The sequence below is a fragment of the Pseudoalteromonas sp. GCY genome (assembly GCF_016695175.1).
Lineage (GTDB): Bacteria > Pseudomonadota > Gammaproteobacteria > Enterobacterales > Alteromonadaceae > Pseudoalteromonas.
On record NZ_CP068023.1, the window covers coordinates 2623850 to 2647682 of the forward strand.

General features: G+C 44.8%; 22 protein-coding genes. 10 read left to right on the top strand and 12 right to left on the bottom strand.

Features of this window, described 5'->3' with window-relative positions:
* Nucleotides 1–141 precede the first annotated feature (141 nt).
* From JJQ94_RS17020 to hisC, 9 genes are read left to right on the top strand one after another with little or no spacing between them, the layout of a single operon-like run.
* Nucleotides 142–2247 carry a TonB-dependent siderophore receptor gene (locus JJQ94_RS17020; protein ID WP_099028883.1) on the top strand — a complete coding sequence of 702 codons (2106 nt, stop codon included), beginning with the start codon at nucleotides 142–144 and terminating at the stop codon, nucleotides 2245–2247.
* Nucleotides 2248–2256: 9 nt separating this feature from the next.
* On the top strand, nucleotides 2257–2976 hold the full coding sequence (locus JJQ94_RS17025; RefSeq protein ID WP_099028884.1) for an ABC transporter ATP-binding protein: 720 nt from the start codon (nucleotides 2257–2259) through the stop codon (nucleotides 2974–2976).
* Nucleotides 2976–4376 (top strand): DUF3526 domain-containing protein, encoded by a 1401-nt coding sequence (locus tag JJQ94_RS17030; RefSeq protein ID WP_099028885.1) that lies wholly within the window; start codon nucleotides 2976–2978, stop codon nucleotides 4374–4376. Before JJQ94_RS17025 ends, JJQ94_RS17030 begins: the two co-directional genes overlap by 1 nt.
* A complete protein-coding gene (locus tag JJQ94_RS17035; RefSeq protein WP_099028886.1) occupies nucleotides 4373–5842 on the top strand; it encodes a DUF3526 domain-containing protein in 1470 nt (489 codons plus the stop codon). The genes JJQ94_RS17030 and JJQ94_RS17035 overlap by 4 nt, the downstream gene beginning before the upstream one ends.
* Nucleotides 5839–7173 (top strand): alanine racemase, encoded by a 1335-nt coding sequence (locus tag JJQ94_RS17040; RefSeq protein WP_099028887.1) that lies wholly within the window; start codon nucleotides 5839–5841, stop codon nucleotides 7171–7173. The genes JJQ94_RS17035 and JJQ94_RS17040 overlap by 4 nt, the downstream gene beginning before the upstream one ends.
* A gap of 36 nt (nucleotides 7174–7209) precedes the next feature.
* The gene (locus tag JJQ94_RS17045; protein ID WP_099028888.1) at nucleotides 7210–8268 is read left to right on the top strand and encodes a cysteine synthase family protein; all 1059 of its coding nucleotides are present in this window, start codon (nucleotides 7210–7212) and stop codon (nucleotides 8266–8268) included.
* Between the two features lie 2 nt (nucleotides 8269–8270).
* Nucleotides 8271–9254, top strand: coding sequence for an ornithine cyclodeaminase (locus JJQ94_RS17050; RefSeq protein ID WP_099028889.1), 984 nt, complete (start codon nucleotides 8271–8273; stop codon nucleotides 9252–9254).
* Nucleotides 9248–10624: an MATE family efflux transporter gene (locus tag JJQ94_RS17055; protein WP_099028890.1), complete on the top strand. Its 1377-nt coding sequence runs from the start codon at nucleotides 9248–9250 to the stop codon at nucleotides 10622–10624. Before JJQ94_RS17050 ends, JJQ94_RS17055 begins: the two co-directional genes overlap by 7 nt.
* Nucleotides 10621–11727 (top strand): histidinol-phosphate transaminase, encoded by a 1107-nt coding sequence (gene hisC, locus JJQ94_RS17060; protein WP_099028891.1) that lies wholly within the window; start codon nucleotides 10621–10623, stop codon nucleotides 11725–11727. Before JJQ94_RS17055 ends, hisC begins: the two co-directional genes overlap by 4 nt.
* Before the next feature lie 22 nt (nucleotides 11728–11749).
* Here hisC and JJQ94_RS17065 read toward each other — a convergent pair whose 3' ends face one another.
* From JJQ94_RS17065 to JJQ94_RS17080, 4 genes are all read right to left on the bottom strand, one after another.
* Nucleotides 11750–12640: a DUF1015 family protein gene (locus JJQ94_RS17065; RefSeq protein WP_099028892.1), complete on the bottom strand. Its 891-nt coding sequence runs from the start codon at nucleotides 12638–12640 to the stop codon at nucleotides 11750–11752.
* Nucleotides 12641–12876: 236 nt separating this feature from the next.
* A complete protein-coding gene (locus JJQ94_RS17070; RefSeq protein ID WP_099028893.1) occupies nucleotides 12877–13674 on the bottom strand; it encodes a trypsin-like serine protease in 798 nt (265 codons plus the stop codon).
* Nucleotides 13675–13817: 143 nt separating this feature from the next.
* Complete coding sequence (locus tag JJQ94_RS17075; protein ID WP_099028894.1) at nucleotides 13818–14405, bottom strand: helix-turn-helix transcriptional regulator; 588 nt, start codon at nucleotides 14403–14405, stop codon at nucleotides 13818–13820.
* Nucleotides 14406–14533: 128 nt separating this feature from the next.
* Nucleotides 14534–15004 (bottom strand): GNAT family N-acetyltransferase, encoded by a 471-nt coding sequence (locus tag JJQ94_RS17080; RefSeq protein WP_099028895.1) that lies wholly within the window; start codon nucleotides 15002–15004, stop codon nucleotides 14534–14536.
* Nucleotides 15005–15067: 63 nt separating this feature from the next.
* Here JJQ94_RS17080 and JJQ94_RS17085 point away from each other — a divergent pair, with 63 nt between their 5' ends.
* Complete coding sequence (locus tag JJQ94_RS17085; RefSeq protein WP_236596503.1) at nucleotides 15068–15874, top strand: hypothetical protein; 807 nt, start codon at nucleotides 15068–15070, stop codon at nucleotides 15872–15874.
* A 12-nt stretch (nucleotides 15875–15886) separates the two neighbouring features.
* On the opposite strand, the gene JJQ94_RS17090 is transcribed toward JJQ94_RS17085, so the two are convergent.
* The 8 genes from JJQ94_RS17090 to JJQ94_RS17125 form a co-directional block, all read right to left on the bottom strand.
* Nucleotides 15887–17233 carry a DUF2254 domain-containing protein gene (locus JJQ94_RS17090; RefSeq protein ID WP_099028897.1) on the bottom strand — a complete coding sequence of 449 codons (1347 nt, stop codon included), beginning with the start codon at nucleotides 17231–17233 and terminating at the stop codon, nucleotides 15887–15889.
* A gap of 133 nt (nucleotides 17234–17366) precedes the next feature.
* Nucleotides 17367–18749 (bottom strand): Na+/H+ antiporter NhaC family protein, encoded by a 1383-nt coding sequence (locus JJQ94_RS17095; protein WP_099028898.1) that lies wholly within the window; start codon nucleotides 18747–18749, stop codon nucleotides 17367–17369.
* 228 nt (nucleotides 18750–18977) lie between these two features.
* On the bottom strand, nucleotides 18978–19397 hold the full coding sequence (locus tag JJQ94_RS17100; protein WP_010605173.1) for a hypothetical protein: 420 nt from the start codon (nucleotides 19395–19397) through the stop codon (nucleotides 18978–18980).
* Nucleotides 19398–19449: 52 nt separating this feature from the next.
* Nucleotides 19450–19926: a GNAT family N-acetyltransferase gene (locus JJQ94_RS17105; protein WP_099028899.1), complete on the bottom strand. Its 477-nt coding sequence runs from the start codon at nucleotides 19924–19926 to the stop codon at nucleotides 19450–19452.
* 25 nt (nucleotides 19927–19951) lie between these two features.
* The gene (locus tag JJQ94_RS17110; RefSeq protein WP_099028900.1) at nucleotides 19952–20332 is read right to left on the bottom strand and encodes a GFA family protein; all 381 of its coding nucleotides are present in this window, start codon (nucleotides 20330–20332) and stop codon (nucleotides 19952–19954) included.
* A gap of 140 nt (nucleotides 20333–20472) precedes the next feature.
* Entirely contained in the window at nucleotides 20473–20940 is a 468-nt protein-coding gene (locus JJQ94_RS17115) for a DUF4265 domain-containing protein (protein WP_099028901.1), read from the bottom strand.
* Between the two features lie 216 nt (nucleotides 20941–21156).
* Nucleotides 21157–23415: a hypothetical protein gene (locus JJQ94_RS17120; RefSeq protein ID WP_099028902.1), complete on the bottom strand. Its 2259-nt coding sequence runs from the start codon at nucleotides 23413–23415 to the stop codon at nucleotides 21157–21159.
* A 64-nt stretch (nucleotides 23416–23479) separates the two neighbouring features.
* A complete protein-coding gene (locus JJQ94_RS17125; protein WP_017216036.1) occupies nucleotides 23480–23800 on the bottom strand; it encodes a DMT family transporter in 321 nt (106 codons plus the stop codon).
* Nucleotides 23801–23833: the final 33 nt, after the last annotated feature.

Consider the following 23833-nt stretch of genomic DNA (forward strand, 5'->3'; position numbering starts at 1 on the left):
CCTTTTGGCAATAACTCCCCTCTTTTCAAGCACGCAAAAATATGATTAAGATCGTTACGTTATAACATTTTTAAAAATAATCATTTGTATCGAATAAATGATGGTTCTTTTCACATTCGTTTTTGCAGTTGGAATAACAAAATGACAAGGTCACTCCTGACAGTTAGCGTGCTTAGTAGCTTATATTCTTCACTTAGTGTTGCCGAACAATCCATTGAAACAATTGATGTACATGGCACTCGCGCGCCTCTTTACAGCACAAGAGACGTGAACGCTTCGGCATTGGGGATGAAAGATCCGCAGCTTCTTCCTATTTCCATTCAATCATTTTCTGAAGAACTGATCAGCAATCAAAGAGTAAAAACGCTAGGCGAAGTGCTTGCCAACGATGCTTCTGTTCAAAATACCTCAATTGGTACAGTGTTCGATTTTGTTAGTCTACGTGGTTTTCAACTAGATTGGACCAACGGTCTAAGACGCGACGGTTTAGCGCTTGCCCCCTATCAAGATGTACCGCTAGAGAATATTCAACGCATTGATATCGTTAAAGGCCCGTCAAGTCTCGTATCAGGCTTTAACAACCCTGGCGGTACAATCAACTATGTGACAAAGCGCCCAACCATGGACGCCTTTTTGGATGTCACAACAGAAGTACGTAGCCGTGGAGGAAAGTATTTACACATCGATCTCGGTGGGCCAATTTCCGACGAGCAAACGCTCGGCTATCGTATTAATGCAGCAGCAGAGAAAAACGGTGACTTTACCGGTGGTGATGATCAAGAGCGCTATTTCTTTAGTGCAGCACTGGATTGGCAAGTCTCAGACCGCCTATTTATCCGATTAGACGGCGATTACCAAGACAAAAGCACCGTATCACAGCCTTTGATAGGACTTGCCAGCGACCCTAATGATCCTGACCGTAAAATATTACCTCCCTACGTCGACACCAGTGATGTATTGCTCGGACAACCTTGGGCAAAGTATCAAACCGAGTCATATAACCTTGCCGCACGTGCTGATTTTTGGTTGAACGACACGTGGCAATGGGTAAACCAAGCTGCGCTTTCTGGTAATGATAGGTTTACCGTTTTTCCTGATATCTACTCGGTTGATACACAAGGTAATGTGCTGTCTGCAGCTATCCACATTACCCCAGACGAAACGTATGACACGCTCTCCGCACATAGTTTTATCAGCGGTCAGCTTACTACCGCTGCAATTGAACATGAGCTAGTCGTCGGCGTTAGTATTCGTGATTATGAGTCTAAGGATGGGCGTTGGTTTGAGTTAACCAACCCCGTTGGCAATATTTTCAATCCAATTCATAGCAGTAAACCGCAGTTCCCTGATTATCCAGAAGCAACCAAAACTGAAGCCTCTGAAAGCGCGTTGTTTATCACAGATACCTTGCACTTTAACGATGTGTTTTATGCCACCTTGGGGCTGCGTCATATCCAATATAAAAAAGAGCAAACTCTACCTGGCCAAACTAAAACCACGCTAGACGACCGAACTTTTAATACTCCCATCATAGGTCTTAACTACAACCCAAGCGAGCAACTCGCGTTTTACGCCAGTTACTCAGAAGGCGCGGGGGAAGGCGGCGTTGCAGTCATCGGCAGCGGTGCAATAAATGAAGGAGAATCACTCGGCCCTCAAGAAAGCGAACAAATTGAAGCTGGTATAAAATACCAAACGGACACCATGAACTATTCGATAGCCGTTTTCGAAATAGAAAAAATGTTGGAGTACCACAATCACATTACTAACTATTTCGTGCAAGACGGTGTCCAGTCACATAAAGGTATTGAGCTCAATGCCAGTGGTTCATTGGCTCACGGTCTTGCCACCGTAGCATCCATCACCTTGATGGACCCCAGCTTAGATAAGCTTGACGGCGAGCCCGCGCTTAATGGCAACACCCCGGCCAATGTGCCAGAATTTCAAGCAAATCTCTATGTCGACTATCAGCTGCCATTTTGGGAGGCGTTAAGCATCAATGCAGGTATTTTCCATGTTGGTGAGCGCGAACAAAACGTCAATAACACCCTAAAATTACCAGCCTACACGCGCTTCGATTTAGGCGCGAAATACCACTTTACTGACATTAACACCACGCTGCGGCTCAAGGCCGAAAACCTGTTCGACAAAGAATATTGGCTATCTGGCGGTGCCAAAGGCATAGATTGGGGAGTCGCTCCCGGTCGTGGCCGCACCTTTATCGCCTCATTAAGCGTGAGCTTTTAAGGATAATTCATGACTACACCTGTTATTCAAATCAATAACCTGCAAAAGCGCTTTGGTGAATACCAAGCGTTACAGAGATTAAACTTGAGCGTACATCAAGGTGAAATTCTAGCGCTGCTAGGCCCAAATGGTGCAGGTAAAACCACCACGATTAATTGCTTACTGGGCTTTTTACAACCGGATGTCGGGGAAATCACCATCGCTGGAATTAATCCACAGCATGACGTAGTAACGGCAAGGCAGCAACTGGCTTATATTCCTGAACAAGTCGCGCTCTATCCGCGACTTAGCGGACTTGAGAATCTCGCGTATTTCAGCAAAATGGCCAGCATAGAAAAGACCGGCGAGGCCTTTCGCACACTGCTCAGTGAAGTAAAACTGCCAAGTCACGCTGTAGACAAACCCGTTGCAACCTATTCAAAAGGGATGCGACAAAAAGTGGGCATAGCCATTGCCCTTGCAAAGCAAGCCAAGGCATTGATCTTAGATGAGCCCACATCAGGTCTTGATCCTTCAGCCAGCCATGAATTTAGCCAGCTCATTCAGTCATTGGCAAAGCAAGGCGTCGCGATTTTAATGGCGACCCACGACTTATACCGTGCTCAAGAAGATGCCCATCGCGTGGCAATTATCAATCAAGGGCAATTAGTCGATACCTTAGTCTATGAACAACTGCAAGAAGTCCAACTTGAATCCGTTTACCTCAAACATATCAAGGTGGGTGTCTGATGTTTCAAACGACATTAAAAAAGGAATGGCTCGATACCAAGCGGCAGGGACAAGCGCTTTGGCTTGGAGGCATTGCAGTATTGCTGCTCTTGCTTGCCTGCTTGACTGGTTTTAAAAGCCACCAAAGCTATCAGCAAGCCGTTACTGAAGTGTCCCAGTCAGAGCAATTACGCTGGCTAAATCAAGGTGAAAAAGGTCCCCATTCCGCCGCCCACTACGGTATTTATGTTGTCAAACCCACTACCCCACTGGCCGCACTCGACGCGGGATTACAAGCATATCAAGGGAATGTGTTGAGGCTTGAAGCTCATATTCGTAACGATAGCATGTTTCGAAGTGCGCAAGATAACTTGCCGATGTCACGTTTTGGTAGCTTATCACCCGCCTTTGTGCTGCAAGTCTTGCTGCCGCTATTGATTATATTAATTGGCTACCCACTACTTGCCCGAGAACGTGAGCAAGGCACCTTAAAACAACTACTCGCATCGGGCGCAAGCCCAACAAAGCTGTTTATCGCCAAATGTGCGCTGCTTTTTGCTATTTCTTGCTTGTTTTTATTGCCTATCGCGCTTTTTTTACTTTATAGCCAAGTAACAAGCACGGAGCCTCATACACTCAGAAGTGGGTTATTTTTACTATTTTATTTAGTTTACCTATTACTTTGGTCGTTACTCACCACCACGCTTTCAAGTTTACTCCCAACGGCTAGGCGCGCATTGATAACGCTACTAACCATTTGGGCCTTTACAACGCTTTTACTACCAAAGCTGGCGATGAATATCGCAACTACTATTTATCCACAAGGTTCAGGTCAAGCATTTCAAGCAAAACTTGAAAGTGAGGTTTATACCGAAGCACGAGTTGAAGCAATCGCAAAGTTCAAGCAGCAAACATTGACTCAATATGGTGTTAGCAATGTGGAAGACTTGCCCTTTGACTATGCCGGAGCACAACTCCAATTTGGTGAACAATACGCTGACAAAATTTTTGACCGCTTATTTTCAGCGCGTTTAGCTCAACTAGAAGCGCAATCACAAAGCTATCAACTTGCAGGGATGTTAACGCCGTTCATCGCAATACAAACGCTGTCGATGGCCACCGCCGCCAGCGACTTTGCTCACCAACAAGCATTTGAGAATGCGGCAGAGCAGCACCGTCGCCTGATGCAAGAAGTGCTTAACTTTAATCAAAGAGATCACGGTCACAAGGCGGGCGGCCATTACACGGCAGGCGAGGAATTATGGCAACAGATCCCAAAGTTCGCATTCCAATATCCTAATTTTATTCGTTACCTGCCTCACTACGTTATCAGCCTGTTTAGCCTGAGCTTTTGGCTAATCGCTCTGGTGTTATTGAGTTTCTTCGCGATTAAAAAGCTGCGCTTGGAGGAGCAAAGATGAAACGCTTAATGTTAGCTACTGAGTTTAAAAATCTCTGGCGAGAAAAGCTCGTACTCGCGCTGTTCTTGACCACCAGCGTGCTTGCACTAGTGGCATTTTTTAACGCCCATTACTTTGCTAAAAAACAGCATGATGTGGTGCTTGCCGCGCAGCAAATGCAGCAACAGGCCATCCAAGATGCCAAAGCTGGATTACCCGAAAGGCTCGCCAGTACAGCAGACTATAAGTGGTGGGAAGACCCATACGACCTGCGCGGGCAGGCTTTTTACTTGATGCAAAATTACGCCACCAAAGCCCCGCTTGCAACGTCGCCAATCGCAACAGGGCAAGCCGACGTATTACCTTACTATTTTAAGATGCTAATCAAAGAGAAACAGCACATCGTTCATCAATATGACTATGTTCACCCGCTTTCTCTGTTGTTAGGCCAGTTCGATTTAAGTTTTGTGATTGTCTACTTACTGCCATTGCTCATTATTGGCATTTGCTTTAATGCGTTAGCGAGCGAACGCCAAGGTGGACAGCTAAGACTACTGATCCTTCAAGGAGGCAGTGCAACCCGCCTTCTGACCTATCAATTATTGCTGCGAAGTGCGTTAATTGTGCTGCCATTTTTAAGTATTAGTAGCCTGCTTTTAATAACAATACGAGAGCAGCTAGGGGTGATTGAACTGCTGAGTTATAATCTTATCGCACTATGTTATTCTGGGTTTTGGATTGCCTTAACCGCTTGGGTAAATAGCAGAGCTAAAAGTGCGGCAAATAACGCAGCTACCTTGGTCACCTGTTGGCTTGCCTTGGTAATTGTGGTTCCAGCTCTGGTCAATACCAGCATCGCTTTACTCGAGCCAACGCCTTCACGAATTCACTATATAGATAGCCTGCGTGCCGCCAGCGACGATGCCCAAAAAGCAAGTGAAAAGACCTTAGCTCAGTATTTTCAAGATCATCCAGAGCTTGCAAAAAATGGCAGTGGTGCCAGCGATTACGCCACCAAAAAAATTGCTACGATTAATTCTGTTGAACGCGCAATGGCAGCCCAAGATGTACGATTTTTAACGGCGCAACAAGCACAGCAACATAACGCGCAAAAGCTACAATATCTCTCCCCTGCACTCATCGTACAAACACTGTTGGTTGATTTAGCGGGCAATGGTCTAGCACGTCATCACGCCTTTATGGAAGAAGTTGAAGCTCATCATCAAGCACTACAAGGTTTCTTTGCCAGCGAAATTGCCAAAGCCAATCAAAGAGGCGATTTTGCACCTTGTGAGGGTTGTAGCGCAAAGCCAACGCTCACGGAGCTTGCGGATATTCCTCAATTTAGCAATGACTTTGCCACACCTGTGAACAACTACACGCCATTAATCTGGTTGCTGCTACTAGCCGTTGGCCTGCTCCTTATAGCAAAACGCCGCGTCAACAAGTTAGACAGTGCAAATAACAAAGAGGTGTTAGTCGTATGAGTGACGCCTTAACTGCAAAATTGCATCCGCAAACGCAGAGCCTGCTCGCGGAGCACCAAACCAAGTTATTTGAATGGGCAACGGCATTGGGAGCACCGCTACATTTAGTGTTTCCTCAGCGTTTTGCGGAAAATATCGAAACCCTGCAAGCCAACTTTATAACGCTCGGGCTTGAGCATGAGATTTATTTTGCCAAAAAAGCCAACAAAGCCCAATGTTTTACTCAAGTCGCTTCTAATCACGATATAGGGATAGACGTGGCTAGTGTGCAAGAGTTTGAACTTGCCCTAAACGGTGGTATTCAAGGTGTAAAAATTGGTGTATCTGGTCCGCATAAATCAGATGCACTACTTAGCTTAGCGCTTGTACATCAAGCGCTTATCGCCATTGACTCAAGTGCTGAGTTAAACTCTGTCATTACACTGGCCCGCCAGCGAAAGCACCCTGCGCGGGTGCTACTGCGTCTACAAACACAACCAACTAAAACCTCACGCTTTGGCAGTTCACTGTGCCAGCTTACGTCGCTATTAGCCCAGTGCCGAGAATACAACAAGTGGGTAAGCTTAGAAGGATTTAGCTGCCACTTAAGCGGATACTGCCCACAAGCACGTGGCGAGAGCATCCATACTTTAATCGGTGCGATAGACGAGGCTAGGCAAATAGGACTGTCGCCATCAAAAGTGAATATTGGCGGTGGCTTGCCCGTCTCCTACCTACAAAATGAGCAGTGGCAACAAGCCTTGGACTTTGAATGCTTTTTTGCAGGTAAAACCTTTGCAGGGTTTTATCCCTACCATAATGAGCAAAGCCCTGTGGACGCCTTACACGCTATTTTGGCAGTGAAGAATGCGCATGGACAAACCGCATTAGCGGCATTACGCCAAAAGAGTCTTACACTGATGCTTGAACCTGGGCGCGCACTACTCGATGAGGCTGGCATTAGCTTGTTTAAAGTGCAAGGGACAAAGCCGCACCTAGGCACATCAGACTGTCATATCGCTACACTTTCGGGCTCAAGCTTATCGCTGTCAGAACAGTGGTTTGAAAGCGAGTACTTGCCGAGCCCGATGTTACTCACGGCACATTCAAACCGCAAGCAAGGAGCGTATCGCGTGGCCTTTGGCGGCGCAACGTGCCTAGACAGCGACATGCTAAGCTGGCGGTTTATCCCCTTGTCGCAGCTACCGCAGCGCGATGACCTAATGGTGTATCTCAACACAGCAGGATATCAAATGGATTCGAATGAATCCGAATTTCACTCTATGCCATTACCACGAAAAATCGCCGTAACGTGGGAGAACAACAAACTTTCTTGGCAACTACTTAGCTAAAACACACCCAACAATACAACGTAAAGGAGCCTATTTATGAACATAAATGCGCAGCATTCGCTCGCCTCGACATTACACCTAACCCCCTATTTGAGGGTATCGCAAAGCATTGGTAATACCCCGCTAATGCAGTTTTTAAGCCTACCAAACGGTAGCAAACTGTATCTTAAGCTTGAGCAGTTTAACCCCACTGGCAGCGCTAAGATCCGAATGGCGAAGTCTATGTTAGATGAAGCAGAAGCCAGCGGCCAACTGAAGCCGGGGGGCTGGGTCGTTGAGTCAACCTCCGGCAATACCGGCGTTGGTCTTGCGCTGCTAGCGGCGGAGCGTGGCTATCGCTTTACCGCTCTTGTAGATAACCATGCGGCAAAAGAGAAAATCAGCAATATGAAAGCCTTTGGCGCGGAAGTGATCTGTGTTAGCGAAGCCGGAGACGACAGCTTATCGACTGATATTCGTGATGCGATGGCCGCAAAGCTGGCAAAAGAGCAAGGCGCATTTTGGACCGCCCAGCACAATAATTTTGCCAATAGCCGCGGTTATACAGGACTTGCGCAAGAGGTCTTTTATGAACTTGGTGAACACATTACCCACCTTGTCGGTGCGGTTGGTACAGGTGGGTCGCTATGCGGCACCACGAGAGCTCTGCGGGATTTAGGTTGTCATCAACTCACAACGATTGGGGTTGAGCCTGTGGGCTCAGTGATTTTTGGCGGACCGGGACTGAATTATCATCAATCTGGAACGGGTACACCAGAAGGGGCTGAGATAGGTCCCGTTATTGAGTATGAACTCATCGACAAAGGCGTGAAGGTATCTGACAAACAAGCTTTTAATACCGCCAGATACCTTGCCAAGCATTACGCCTTGATGGTCGGTGGTTCGGCTGGAGGGGTTATATACGAAGCACTACAGGCGTTAAAAACCGCCCCCGCAGATAGCTTATTTGTGGTACTCGTTTGTGACGGTGGCGAAAAATATCTCGATACGGTATTCAATGATAATTGGATGGCAAAACACGACCTTATCGACATTAACATTGAGCAGGAGCTCGATGACCTATTAACGCAATATAAACCTGCCGCGAGAGCCTAACTATGACCCAACAAACTGTTCTGCCGATACTAAATGAAGCCCGGCTGGCGCAACTTAATTTTCCCTATAGTAAAGTCATTGAGGTGGTGGAAAATGCCTTTCGCTCACTGCATCACCCCGACTCCGCCAACCCACTCAAAGTGATTATGACACCACAAGATGGCCGCTCCATTGCCTATAGTATGGCTGGCCGAGATGCTGCAAGTAACACCGTAGGGTTTAAGGTAGTCTACGAATACGACCCAGACAGAAGCCGTAACCAATATCAGTTCTATTCTTTTATCTTCCTTTGCGATGATACCACAGGACACCCTGTGGCCTTGATGGATGTAAAAGAGTTGGGTCCCATGCGCACGTCAGCCACCTCCGCGCTATTTGCAAAGTATGCTGTTCATTCAGATGCCAAAAATGCGCTGGTTGTAGGCACTGGTGTTCAAGGGCAAATCGCTTTACCAATGCTCGTCACGGCATTACCACAACTCACACACTTAACCGTCCATGGCAGCTATCAAGCAGGTTTAGAAGCGGTTCAGCAAAAACTAAACCATCACCATACACAGCGACAAGTTGCGGTGTCACAAGACTTAGAAGCTTCAGTGAGGCAAGCCGATGTGATCCTTGCCGTTACTGGGTTATCCGCCAAAGAGAACATTAAATATGAATGGTTAAAGCCCGGTGCTGTGGTGATTTTAGTTGGCTACGGAATCGAAAAATCGGTGCTACACCGAGCTGATAGATTGCTCACAACGGATGCAGAACAAATGAAGGTCACCGGAGACGATTTATTAGACGAGGACGGCAAGCTACCCGCCGTTGATGCGACATTAACTGAAATACTAAATGGTGAGAAGCTGGCACGAACCCACCCCGATGAAATTATCTTTGTCTATAACAGCGGCATGATCATTACTGACGTGGCGCTCGGACGAGCCGTTGCTGACTTTGCCATCACACAAGAAAACGTGGAGGAAGTAACGCTATGGTAGCTTCAGCGCGCGCCGATATTTTTAAAGTAAGCCAGCTCGCAGGGCCGCTTATTCTGACTAACCTGCTCTACGTGGCAATTGCAACGATTGATCTCATCATGCTCGGCATGTTGAGCCCGTTAGAACTGGCTGCTGGCGGCCTCGCCATTGGTATTTTTAATCAATTTAGAACCATGGGAACCGGCGTAGTCACGGCAACGGGTAATTTGGTATCTGATGCAATCGGCAAGGCTAAACTAGATCAGATCACTCCCCTTTTTAACGCCAGCATGCTTATCGGGACATTTTTAGGTCTAGCATTCGCCGCCGCGATGTTTGCCATAGAGCCATTTTTAAGATTTATCGGTACATCTGAGTCGATTGCCAATTTGACGACCCAATATTTAACCGTTGTCGCCTTGGGCTTATTACCCTGTTTCTGGTTTCAAAGCGTACGGCATTTTAGTGTTGGATTGAAAAGACCTGGGCCATTGATGTTGATAACGGGTGTATCTGTTGTCCTCACGATTGCGCTCAATTATGGTCTGATTTTTGGTAAGCTTGGTCTACCACAACTCGGCTTTGTGGGGGTTGCAGCCGCCACGTGCATCGTGCTGTATTTATCGTTTTTACTGTTTGTACTATTTGCCAAACGCGATGACGTACTCAGCCCCTACCTCACTTTGAAGTTTTGGCAAACCAACCGCGAAGCCCTTAGCAAAACATGGAAAATGGGCGTGCCAATTGGCGCAACTTACGGACTTGAAGCTGGGTTTTTCACCGTGCTTGCGTTATTTGTGGCAACGCTCGGCGTTAATGCGTTAGCCGCCCACAACGTGGTAAGCCAAATGGTGTACATCGTATTTATGGTATCTGCTGGCATTTCATCTGCTTGTTCTATTTACATCAGCGAAGCCAACGCTGCGGGAGACTTTCATCATGCAAAACGCATCGGCAATTTGGGCATTGTTTGCGGTGCAGCGGTCATGTCTGTTTTCGCCTTAATCTATTTATTCGCGCCCAAATTTGTGCTGCTGCCATTTTTAAGTGCAGAAGAATTACAAAACTCCGACGTCGTTGTTATCGCCATAGAGTTACTCGTTATTGCCGCCTTTTTGCAATTTTTTGACGCGTGGCAAAATATCGGGCTCGGTATCCTGCGTGGACTTGGCGATGTCAAAAGCACCCTAATGCTGTCTTTAATTGGTTATTGGTGTATTGGTCTTCCCGGTGCGTGGTTATTTCAAGAGTTTTTCTCTTTAGGGATTTTGGGCGTTTGGTACGCCTTAATGTTAGGGCTTGCGGCCACAGCGCTATCAGAGATTTGGCTTTTTAATCATAGGGCTAACCGTTTGCTTGAGCCCACATCACTCAAGGAGCAAAACGCATGACAATGCCAAACCCAGCCCGCGAAGAAGTCATTGCACTGCCGCCCTATGGTGCAGGACAAACCATTGAGCAAGCAACAGCGCGCAATCTCCACCCCAATATGATAAACCTCTCGGTGAATGAAAACCCTTTAGGGCCAAGTCCTGCAGCGCTTAATGCTTTTAAAGCACAACTGCATACCGCTAGCTGCTATCCAGACAGCCAATGCACAGAACTAAGCGAACGGCTGTCTGCTGAACTTAACGTTGCCAGAGAACAAATTGTGCTCGGAAATGGCTCTGAGGATGTACTCTCGATGCTCTGCAAAGCGTTTCTCAATCAAGGCGATAAAGTGTTAGTGGCCAAGCCTACCTTTGCGCTTCATGGGATTTACGCCAATATGATGGGGGCGAAGGTACTGGAGGTGCCGATGCAAAGCGATTTATCCTATCGAATTGATGATTGGCTCGATGCTATCGCATGCCATCCAGACTTAAAAATGCTTATGCTTGCCAACCCGTCCAACCCTGTAGGTTGTACGTTTGATGCCAATAGTTTGCAGCGCCTAATTGATGCCTGTCCACTTAATACGGTTATCGTCATTGATGAAGCATACTGCGAATATGCACAAGGCCATAAACAGTTTGTCGATAGCTTAACGCTACTTCAAGCACAGCCTCGTCCCTACGCGGTATTACGGACTTTTTCCAAAGCTTATGGCCTTGCAGGGCTTAGAGTGGGTTACGGCGTAATGGCAAATGCACAATTGGCGGATTATCTGCACCGCGTACGTACACCTTACAATGTCAATCGACTAGCGCAACTTGCAGCGTTCGCGGTACTACAAGATCCCTCATATTTGGCAAGCACGGTCACGCAAACGAATAGCGAAAGAGAAAAACTCAGCGCCGCAATCACTGAGCTGGGTTATTTTGTCGCGCCAAGTCTAGCCAACTTTTTATTTATTGATGTCAAGCAGCCGTCTGCGCATGTCGCATCTTTGCTGCTGCAACAAGGAATAATGATAAAACCCTGGCTAGAATCAGGTTTTGATCATTTTGTCAGGGTAAGCATAGGACTTCCAGAGCAAAACCTTAGAGTACTTGAAGCATTTAAACAGTTGTAAGTATCGCCCTCTGCGAGGGCTTTTAAGCACAAGCTGCCTGCTGATTTAAATGGTAAAGTACTTGGCTGTCGGCCTTATGAGTAAATAAGGTCGACTTTTCTGGAAAGTACTTGCCTGCTTTGGCAGCAGCAAAGATGTCTTCAATTTGAGGGGCGCGACAGATGGCAGTTACAACATGAGCGTCATCACTCAGCTCAACTTTATTTTTAGACCAGAGCTCCTCAAACGCTGGCAATGCCTGTAGTGCTCTACGCAACTGGGTCTGAATAAGATAAGAATCGCTTGTCGCGCGTTGTAGGACAAACCATAAAGCAGCTTTCCCCAACCAAATAGTATAATCGGCCTCAGTCTCCGAGGATTCACAGATATCAAAATCGCTAAGGTGCTGTTTGAATTTAGTGACATCTACAGCTTGTGTGTAAGATGCCTGCACCACGAAACTCGTTATCACCGCATTTTGCTGTGGGACTAACCATGCCATCATCCGAGATTGAGGCGCATGACGTTGGCTTGCAGCAAACATCCTGTGATGTCCATCTGCAATTAGCCATTGCTGGTGCATTGAGATCTGCTGTCTGAATTCTTGTAGCACGTGACGATTTTCAACAGCATAGAGGCGATGAGTACACTCACCGCAATCACTGTACCACTGCGCAGCTTCAACACATTCAGCTTGCCATCGCACCTTGTCCAAATTAAGTTTTCCGACCAAAAGACAAGGGGGTAACAGCAACTTCTCGCTCTGAACACGCTTTTTCAGCGCCATAGCATGGGAAACCGAAACCGACTCGTGAGGCAAAATTGCTTGCTCAGGTAACGCTGAAACGTCGAGCTCGGCCAAAATGCCTGTAACCAAAATACCACCTTGCTCCACTTGGTAAAGATGAAGTGGTCCATCCGTTATTGTGATCATAAAATAAACCTTGCACCAATTTAGATACAATATAACATACCAAAAATTGAGTGACATCAAGTTTACTCAACCCTACCTTCAATAAATTGAAGTTAGCTGAATCAAGCTCTTCGATTAAATATGGGTTTTGGCACTGCAATAAACCGTGATCATTGCAATTGAAAAGGACCAGCGCTTATCGTTGCAAACAACGATGAATTATTTGTTTCGAGGCTTATTAAACACTCTGATTGATTCTATCGGCCTCTTGCCATCACTTCCTCAATCCATTCTACATAGCGAGAAATTCTTACTTGATAGGACTTCCCACCATAAAAGCCGTGCTTAAACTGCTGTAAATCGCCTTCAACATAATCCCAACTAAATAGCCCAGCAAGTTTAGGCTTGCCGTCCACCGTCATTATTAAAGGACCGCCACTATCGCCAGAGCCATCTATTCCCTCTAGCGGTAAAGCTTTATCGCCGTTATCAAGCGTCATTGAAATCCAATTTCCCTCAACGTTATCAATCCGATTTTCCATTTTCCGCAACACTTTTTCTCGCTTGGTCTCGTACACAGAGCCATTTTTCCCATTACCTGTTGACCCTCGACCATAAGCTGTCACTGTGCTTCCAAGCTCTTCAGTTCCACGATACAGTTCGATTGGAGCAATGTGGGTGACTTTCTCAGTTAGCTTGATTAATGCGATATCGCTGGTCGATTTATTAAATTCCATTAGTGGTTTAGCGTCGCCTTTAAACAGTTTACTGTCAGGCTTTCTCGCATTTTCGTGGATTATGACTTCTTCGATGATAAAGGGCTTACCATGGATCTGAATTTCTTTTCCTCGATAGTCAGAGAAAATAAGATGTGCGACCGTCACTATCCAATTCGGATTAATCAAAACACCATGGCCTTCGCCCGGCATATTAATCAAAAACTCTGGCACCTGCTCTACAAGATATTGTGTGTTTGGAACATCGTGGCGAGTAACAATAGCCATGCTAGGTAAACTGAGACCGAGTAACGACAAAGCGCAAACTACCCTTTTCATAAATGTCCTTGTTTGGGATAACAAAAAAATAATGTAATAAGTTTGCTCTAACTTACTGAATTTTTTGTATTACCCCAACCTTGAACATGTAACAAAAATTGTTCGGTGCTACTAGGGCCTGTTGAATTATCGCTCTTTTTGTATTACAGATTTGGTGACAACGAGAGTTGATAATCATCAAAGTGTACTTCAGCCTGTTTTTGATGTTGAACCGTAACGCTAGGGGAAGCGATAAGAACTTGACCCTCAGAAGATAAGCTGTAAATCTCGGTCACTATTTTCACTTGGTTTTCTTGTTCAATTTTTGAGGTGAGGCGAATTTTTAGCTTATCTGAAAATACAATCTCGCTGAATGCGCCTTCTTCATTCAAAACCTGAACATCAGCCAGCGTTTGTCCCTGAGAGGTTAGCATAAGGTCAACCATCACGGGCTTAGCTGACGCCGTTAAGGTAAAAACACTTGCAGCCATCACAGCAGTACCTGCAAAAAATACCGCAGCTTTGCGTGTTAATTTGGTACCTTTTGACTCAGGCTTAAGTTGAATTTCCATCACCTTAACTTCATAAACCGCAGCAAGTGCTTTTATCGACTCGAGCGATGCCGTCCCTGACTTTTCGATACGTTGTATGGTTCGCAGGCTTAGCCCAGAAACCTGTGCCAATTCGGATTGACTCCACGCCCGCTCTACTCTTTTCGATTTTATAAGTTGTTTATTTATTTGCATTTCCATTTTTGATCTCCTCTATATCGTTGTGAAACTATAACTGGAGATCTTCCTTATTATTGCGTCATCTAGGCGTCATTGATATGCCAACACTATGACATGCATAGATAAATTTATTGGGTAGAACAAACTTACTAATATTTTGAGTGCTGGCTACAAACATCCACCGCCAGTGCTACTTTCTCAATGCCATGTCCGGGCAACCAGCGTTTGTATTCAACAAAACCGTATTTTTGGTAGAGTGCAATAGCGGGCGCGTTTGCCGTTGCAGTTTCAACAATCACTTTTGCAGCATCAAACTCAGTTAAAGCAAAATGTAGTAATTTACCCGCAATCCCTTTGCGAAAATAACTGGGATCAACGGTCAGGCTATCTATTTCTAGCGTTTTCTCAAAAATGACAATTTCAATGACAGCGGCAAGATTTTGATTTTCAAAATATCCATAAAAGTGACTCGTCGCACCGCATATATCTTCTATCGTTCGAGATAAAGGCGGAAAATAACTCGCCCCAATTAACTCAGCTTCTATTTTGTATGAGCGTTGAAATACATTGAAAATTTCTCTCGCCATCGACACATCGCGATTGTTTAATTTTTGGATCATATATTCCGCTTCCCAAACGTTCCCATAATTGTACCAATAGGTAAGCAAAAAAGTACCAATCTATTGGTCAAAACACAACGCAAGCAGTTGAAAAATTTCCACGTTTCATGGAAATGCGATATAAATGGAGCAGGATCATTGCTTTTATTAATACCAAGGAAGTGCCCTATGTCATTAGCCAAACACACTCTCGATTTATCACTCACGGATAAAGTGTGGTTCAAATATGTAACTCTAAAAAACAAAAATGAATTGAACGATAACTCTCAAGTATCACTCAAATCTATCGCTGCGCTGGGCATGCTTTCCGGTAGCGCTGAGTTTTTATTTGCATTACTCGTCTTCGTCTTGGCTATCACAGCGTCCTTTATTGATGGTGATTACCCACGCTATATTGCTTTTCCTGCTTGTTTAATCGCATTTTTAATTATCTTTTTTACTAAAAGAGTGATGCTGTACAAAAAATTTGGCTTTGGCTCTCAATGGGTGATGGACGTGTCGAAAAACCAATTAACCATTTCGCCCAAAGCAATAAAAACAAAGGTAACTGGTACGCAAAAAATTGCTAAAGAAGACATTACCGAAATCATCTTTCATTACTTACTATTGAAAGACCGAAAAGGCGGAAGAGTAAAAACCACAGCCAATTTATGCTTTGCTGAAATCTTATTAAAAGATGGTACAAAAGTAGAACTCAATGGCACTCGGATCGGTTTTTTTGACTTACTCTACTTGCTTATATTTTTTGACTATCCCTTAGTTTATCGAAATACGTCTGCAGGCGGCAGCTCTGATATTGCCATCATTTTACTGAGACTACTCTCTCTTTCTGCCATTGCCGCCGGTCTCGCTAAGCTTGCGCTGAATTAAAAAAGTTCGCGCTTATTCTCGTGTAAATTGTGTAATAAGCGCTTCTCCTTTGTCGCCATTAATTTTCTCAATGGCCTCGAGCATTTCAATGATCCGTTGACGGTCAAACGGATTAGTGATGGTATTGCGCACATCGTCGATGATGGCTTCTAAGTAATTAAATAAACTTTCCGTCGCTTGTTGATCCGCACTCGAGCGAAACAGTATATTTTTAAACGCTTCCAACACATTGACCATGACATAGCCATCGGTCTTCGCATAGTTTCTTATCGGAGTAAAATTATCATGCAGTAATTCATCAAAAGACGCTTCGTGAATATATAAAAGAGGCTCATTTTTAGCGTGTTTAAAGGAGTAGTTCACATCGCAAATATCCAAACGCTGGATAAGTAAAATACTCAGCATATCAATCGCCTTTACCGCAGTACCGGGGTCATTAATCCCTGGGCTCATGGCCTTCACTGCAATCTCCGAGATTTGTGTTAAGCCATAGCGATAATGGTCGCTGATGTACTCTTCAACATAAAAAATAAAACAGCTAAGTAACGCATCATGTAGCGCCTCATCTTCGCTAAGGTCCTTATTACACTTAAGAAACGGGTAACCTTTAACGGTAAAAAACCCTTGTTTAACTGCAATATATATTTTTAAGTCATGCTGCTCACACAACGCACACAGTTTGTCACTGTGTACTCCCTTAAAATACCCCTCTTCTGTGCTGGGTAGGTTATGCCAACTCGAGAAGTCAGGAAAGTTACCAAAAGGCTGCTCTTGCTGTTTGGTGATAATATTCTTCATCTCACTTTTGGTGTTGTTAAACAGGTCATTTAACACATTATCGACCTGTATGGCGCGAGAGATTGAATGGATAAAAAACACAAAAAAGCCTAAAGAGATCAATCCAAACACCAGCGAAAATAAAACCCCTAACGCCGGGATCCCAGTTTCACCATTGCCCACGCCACGAATGTTTATCAGCATAATGATGGCATAAATGATACTGCCGAGATAAAACCCCAATACCAACTGGTGCGACTTTCTGGTGATAAGGCCCGGCAGTACTCTAGGTGACAACCCAGCACTGGCATTATTCAGCACAATCATCACCATTGAAAAACTAAATACCGTCAATGAGATGATACTACCGACGAGCGTGCTTAAAATGGTTCGTGCATTCTCTTCACTGTCGACCAGTACAATAGCAATAAGCTCTTTAAAGTTGCTGATAGGAGCTGCATATTCAAGTGCCGTGGTAATGAGCGCAAAAACAAAAAAAGCAATAGCAAGTAAAGAGGGGTAAAAACCGATACTACTTATCAGTTCACGATAATTTTCGGCTAACTTGCGAGGTGTGAACATAGCTATCCTTACACTTTGAGGGTCGAGTTATATAGCCTAGCAAGGCTTGTGCAATAGATTAAGTAAAAGGGGAAGAATTTTGAGCGGTTAGCATTTTAGGGTTAGTAAGACTAACCCTTCAACTTACTGGCGATTATGCAATAATCAAGAAGCCAACAAATGCAATCGCTGCCGCAATCAACGCATAAGGTAGCTGAGTGATGGCGTGACTGACTAAGTTACAATCTGAGCCTTGGGCTGCCAATACCGTAGAATCCGAGTAGAAACACGCCTGACTACCAAATGATGATGCCGACAACAACGCTCCTATCACCAGAGGAATATTAGCATCTACAGCAACGGCCAATGGCATCACAATAGGAATAGTCACGGCGAAGATCCCCCAGCTAGAGCCTGTTGCAAAGGCCAAAATAGCCATAGATAAAAACACCATCGCAGGCAGTAAACCAGCTGTCATATAAGGACTCAGCGCATTTATCACATATTGTGGCAATAGTAGCTGATCGCACACATCCTTAAAGATAAATGCGGCGATAACCGTTCCTATCGCGGGTAGCATGCATTTAAAACCATTGATCATTTGCTCAAGCATGTCTGCAAGCGGCATCAATCTTTGCACCATATAAAATGGGATAGTCACAGCCAAAGTCGCTAACAAGCCTTTCCATACATCAATGTCAAAATACACCGTAAACGCCACCAGCAAACCAATGGGCACCAAAAAGTTAACCAGTTTGCCTTGAGTGTCGGCTTGTTCAAACTCCTGCTCAATGGCTTTTGCAGCATAGTTATCCGGCGTATGTACTTCTTCCAAATCAACCTGCTCAAGCGCTGGTTGCCCTTGCTTAGCTGCAAGCTCTGCTTTTTTCATCGGGCCAAATAATGGCACAACACCAAATATCACCAGTGGTACCATAATCACGGCCACCCAAGCATACAGCATGTAAGGGATCGCCTGAATATACGTGCTGATCCCCTGTCCTTCTCCCGCGACACCGTTATCAACCAACAAACCGCCAAAGAACACTGCCCAAGTCGAAAGTGGTACTAAAACACAGATAGGCGCAGCGGTTGAATCCACTACATAGGCAAGCATTTCCCTAGAAATCTTAAACTTATCGGTAACGCGGCGCATCGTCTCACCGACCGTCAGCGCATTGAGATAGTCATCAATAAAAATGATCACACCCAAAAAATAAGTCATAAGCAAAGACGACTTTGGCCCTTTTGCCATTTTCAGTGCATTGCGGCCAAATGCTAAGGCACCACCCGTGTGCACCAACAATGCTATCAAGGCACCAAACGTACCACATACCAGAATAAGCCAGCCGATGGTTTCATCGCCCATCACTTTTAGCGAAGCATCAGCAAAATTTGCCAATACGGTGGCAGGGTCTAACAATGCGAGTCCTACAAGCGCCCCTAAAACAAGGGACAAGATAGGACGACGTAAGATAATTGCAAGCGTCAATACGACGACTGGGGGAATGATGCTAATTGCACTCGGCTCAGTCATGCGAATTTTCCAAATCAATGGAATTTGAGTATCAGAAAAAGGACGCAACGTCAGCTATAAACAGCGGTTGATGCAGTCTTATCCGTTTCCCAAATTCAGAACAAAAGGTTAAAATCACAGGCACTTAATGCGTGTGAGGATCTGCCTAATATTGGGTTGACGAGTTGACTGTATGGCCCTCATTGAAACATCGCGGAGAAAATATACAGAATTTGACTTTGCGTCAATTTATTTTTTGTCTAATGCTAGTTTTGCCATGTGCTTATTTACTTGCTCTATCTCTTCAGCGGTCAATTCGGCGTAGCGTCTAGGATAAGACCACCCGTACCCCCAACGAAATGGCGTAGGTAAATAAGGCAACCCACCAAGTCGCACCCCCGCTAACATCAAGGTTGCCACTTCTTCTTGACCTACCGCAGCAACACATTTTTGCAAGGCAATGTCGGCATTTTCGCGCTCTATAGCGGTACCACCTTTCCAGTAGGCAAGGTCGTGCGCCGTACAACAGCTCAACCACAGTTCATTTTGCGCCAAAGTACCATCAGGAAATGCACTACAGCCATCGCTTGTGAATGGCTTTAATTCATCGGCACTGCCGTGACTAGATGCAAACAGCAGCGAGAATATAATTACTATTTTTTTAATCATCTTAAATTACCGTATGGCTACTTTCATGACTTCCAAGCTTAGCTGGCGCACCTTACACTTTCATTTCCATCAGCTGCGCATCTTCACCATAACTTTTGCATACCTTAATTGGCTTTGGGACAAAGCCTAGTTTCAACCAAAACCCCACGCTATTTTGTACAGCCACGAGCCGAATGCGACAGTACCCCATTTGGGTCGCCAACTCAACTAAGCGTTTAATCATCAAGGCACCTATTCCCTGCCCAGATACGGCTTGTGAAACAACTAGGTCATGTAGAAACAACGACGAACTAGGCGGCTGTTCAGGAAGTAATGTAAACAGACTCGGCGGCTTTTCATCGTACCAAGGGTGCGCCAGTAAATAGGCATCCACGGCTCGATGTTGTTTAAAAACAAAACAACTCTTTGGCGAGCGCATCCATTTACTTTTTAGGATATCCACAGTTTCCGGCGCAACATCATGATACGCCTGATTTTGTAGCGTTAGGATCTCAGGCCACGATGCATCTTCGATAGCGTAATAAGTCATAATTTACTCACATACAGCACAGAGACTAATTGCATCCTATACACCACCATTTTGGCCTTTTTGAAATATAAGAATGGGATTTGGGTTCTAGGGTTTTACGACTATTGGCATCAAAAACGCCGAGCACCAATGCAATGACAGGCGCGTCATCTATTGCACCTAATGTGCTACCACACTCAGGGCAAAAAGCGCGCGTTGAATAATCCGATGAACGCCACACTTTAGGAGCACCGCTAGGCCCATCCCAGCTTACCTCTTCACTTGCGAACTCTACCCAAGCGACAGTTAACGCACCACTGTGCCGTTGGCACATTTTACATGAGCAGGTATGAGGGTTACGAGGGACGCCAATCGCGGTAAAACGGATCTGCCCACATAAACATCCCCCAACAAAATTGACAGCCATCCTTGAGTTTCCTTAATATTTCGCCATTATCCTGAATTAAGTACGATAGTAAATTACCGTGCCTATTAAAGTTCCAAGTGAAACACAAAACTGAACACTAAACCACTGAATTTGTGATGCATTAGTTAGGTATCTCTTAGTTACGCACTGTTACCATCGAAGTTATCGTGGGGCTCGCCGGCAAGTTCATACTTCAATACTCCAAGCTCCTGATAATAATGCAAGATATCGATAAAAGATTCGTATTCTCTTTGCGGTGAAACCGTCAACGCAAAGCACCCATCATCCAATTGCTCGCTCTCCACGCCAGATAGAGTAAGCTCTTGAAGTAGCTCTATGTTTTTGGCATTTTCTAACTCGTTTGTAAAGCGGATCCGCAAAGAGTGATACTCACTTCGAGCCACAATCTCGATGACGTCTAAAGAACCTTCGGTATCTGGTGCAACCAAAACGTGGTCGCCGTAGTTAACACCAAAAGCAAAAAGCGGAGCGCCTTTTATTTGATAAATATTATCGCTCACTGCCGTCGCAACAATAAATTCTTCAGCACATCCTTGGGAATGGTTTTTAAAAGTAAACCGTACTTTATCAGTGACTACATCATTCATATGGATACAAACCGCCTTTACATGGACTGACCTCGTTTTATTTAACCGACCGTAAGTCCAACAAATAAAAGTTACCCACAATTACAATGTGTTACTTGTATATGGGTTTAGATTGCCAACATGATGCAGTAGCGAAACTGAAGAGAAAATTAAGCAATGATCTTAAAGAAGAGTGATGGCTGTTCAAATTCATAGCGAAGCGAGAGCAATAACCCCCTAGCGTTTGCCCCAAAGCACATCAATTTCTTTACCGCCTTTAACAAACTCTAGCTTCACCGTCACTTTGGTACCATTTTGTGCCTGAGGAAAAGTGCGCGTACATTGCAATACATAATGGGCGAAAAAGCGGTTATAGAATCCATGTTCGCCCATGTCATCAAAAAGATTAAATGCTTGTTCAAGCACAGAATAATCCCCTTCTTGGTGATAAGCGAAGTTAAGTTGTGCAAAGCCATCGCATAGGTTTTTAATATCCTGCAAAATCCGCGGATGTAACTCGACTATTCCTGCAAGGGTTTGGAATTTGCTCGCACCTAGCCTGCGCCAATCCCGCTCTTTACTTGCAAGTTTTCGACATCCCTTTGCTTTGAGATATTGATATGTCGCCAGAGCCACTTCGTTATGAGAGTTAAGTTGCGAATTTAACAATGCCTCAAAAATCGCATCATATAATTTCACTCGATTTTCTATAGTTGCCCGCTCAGGAAGTATTTTATGATTAATGGGTAATGCAGCGGCAAGCGAGATGGCCAATCTTCGACTATCAAACTGACCTAATAAAGGTAGTAGCTGAATAAATACGTCATGGTCAAGATGTAAGGACTTAACGATCCGCACATTATCGGCATCTTTGAGTATCTCGCTCAATCGGTGTTTTGTATCCTCATATTCAAACTCTGGGATCATACCCCATACCGATAAATCATCGACCAAGTGGTCCAGCTCGTTACTGGTCACACTCGCCTCTTGCTGTTCATGTACGAGCGTCAGACCCAACGTAAACTCGCGTAGCTTAGGCGGCGTTGATGTTGAAAAGGCCACCATCTGAGCATCAAAGCTGAGATAGTAATGACGTTTATCGCCATTAATATCATCTTGATAACCACGCATTCCAAGCGTAGCAAGTTGCACTCTATCTAGCTTGTCTCTCGTTTCAATGGTTTTAAATGAATAGCTGTTACGGCTCATGGCCGACCAAGCTCCAAAGCCTAAATTGAACCCATAGGCTTGCTTGATTTCAGTACTAGTTTGAAAGAAGAAGCGCTCTATCTCGATTTCATCTTGGTAACTAGACTGAGTGATAGTACCAACCCGCCCAAATAGCGCATCAAGATGCACCTGCTCTAGGCCTTTGGTAGTTAATTTCGCTTCAAGCAGCGATTGATGACTGGATAAACGCGTATATTCAAACTTAACACTTAACTCGGCTTTCAGCTTTGCAGCTGTTTCAATATTTGCTAACACCGTTTTTTTAATGGTCAGCAGCTCGCTTTGGAGTCGTTCTAAACTGTCCGTTAGTGGATCAAGCTGTAAGCGATCTTTTAATCTTAAGATCAGGTCGTTTTGCGCTTCATCGGGTGATTCTGTTGCGACGAGTGAAAGGACTTCTTCAACCTTATCCAGAGGTGCATTGAATATCCCTGTCAAAATACTCGAATAAGCTTGCTTAAATCCGGTTTGGTCGGCAAATTTGGCGTTCACTCCCCCAGTGATTGTTAAAGCGGTATTCGACAATGTTGATTTTTTAATTGCGAGGAAAGTATGGTGTGGTTTATCCAAGCGTTTAGAAAAGACAACACGAAAGCCACCACGGATCTCGATATTAAGGTCCGCATTCAAAGCCGAATCAAGGTTAATATCAAGTAATTCTCCTTGATCCAACCAACGACTAAACATATCGAGATTTTGCGCGATTATATCTGACCACCTAAAATTGGCGCTCACCGTTAACGCCCCTGTCGTTTCCATCATTAATGCATTGTTAGGTGCAAGTGACTTAATATCCTCAACATCGAAAATAACCGGCATAGTTGCAAGGTCGCGGCCTAAGGCAAGACCCACAGCTTCACGTGGTTGATGGCAAAGGTAGGCTGCTAGTTTACATTGTGCCTGCCCATCTGTATTAATACCAAGCAGCTCCGCTTTGGAGGCACCGGTGAGATCAAAGTCAATGTGTGTGCTGTATTTTATCCAGCACACCTCATCACTATAGGTAAGTGTTGTGGTAGGTTCGAGATCTGCATTAACCTCCTTTTGCTCACCAATAATACCGTCTTCATCGATGACTGTGCTCGCGTTGATAAGCTCTATCTTACTTTCACCAGTAACACTTGTGGTTATATCTTCCAATGCGAAGCTATGGCTTTCTACTATTTCGCCGCGCCAAGGTAACAAATCACCATGATAGTCTTTAAGTGGTGTGAGGATAGTCTCGACAAGCGTTTGTAAGCCCGCCATATTCAGTTCAATCGTCATCGAATTTCCTTTTCATCTGAAGTGGAATTATCTAACCTAAGCTCCGATTAACTATAGCTGTAATTTAACCCTGAGAGGATAATTTTAGACCAATAATCCCAATCACTATCAACAGTAAACTGAGTAGCTTAAGTGATGACAACGGCTCTTTAAAATAGACAAAGCCAACAATAATCGACCCTAGCATACCAATGCCAACCCAGACAGAATAAGCAACGCTAAGCGGTAAAGTTCGTAGTGCAACACTGAGAAAGTAGAAACTTGCGGCCATCGCCACTAAAGTAATAATTGAGGGAACAGGCTTCGTAAAACCGTTGGTAAATTTCAAACCAATAGCCCAAACGACTTCCAATAAACCTGCAAAAACAAGTAGCAACCAGCTCATGACAACTCCAAAATGGGGTCGTCCCCGCCAGTA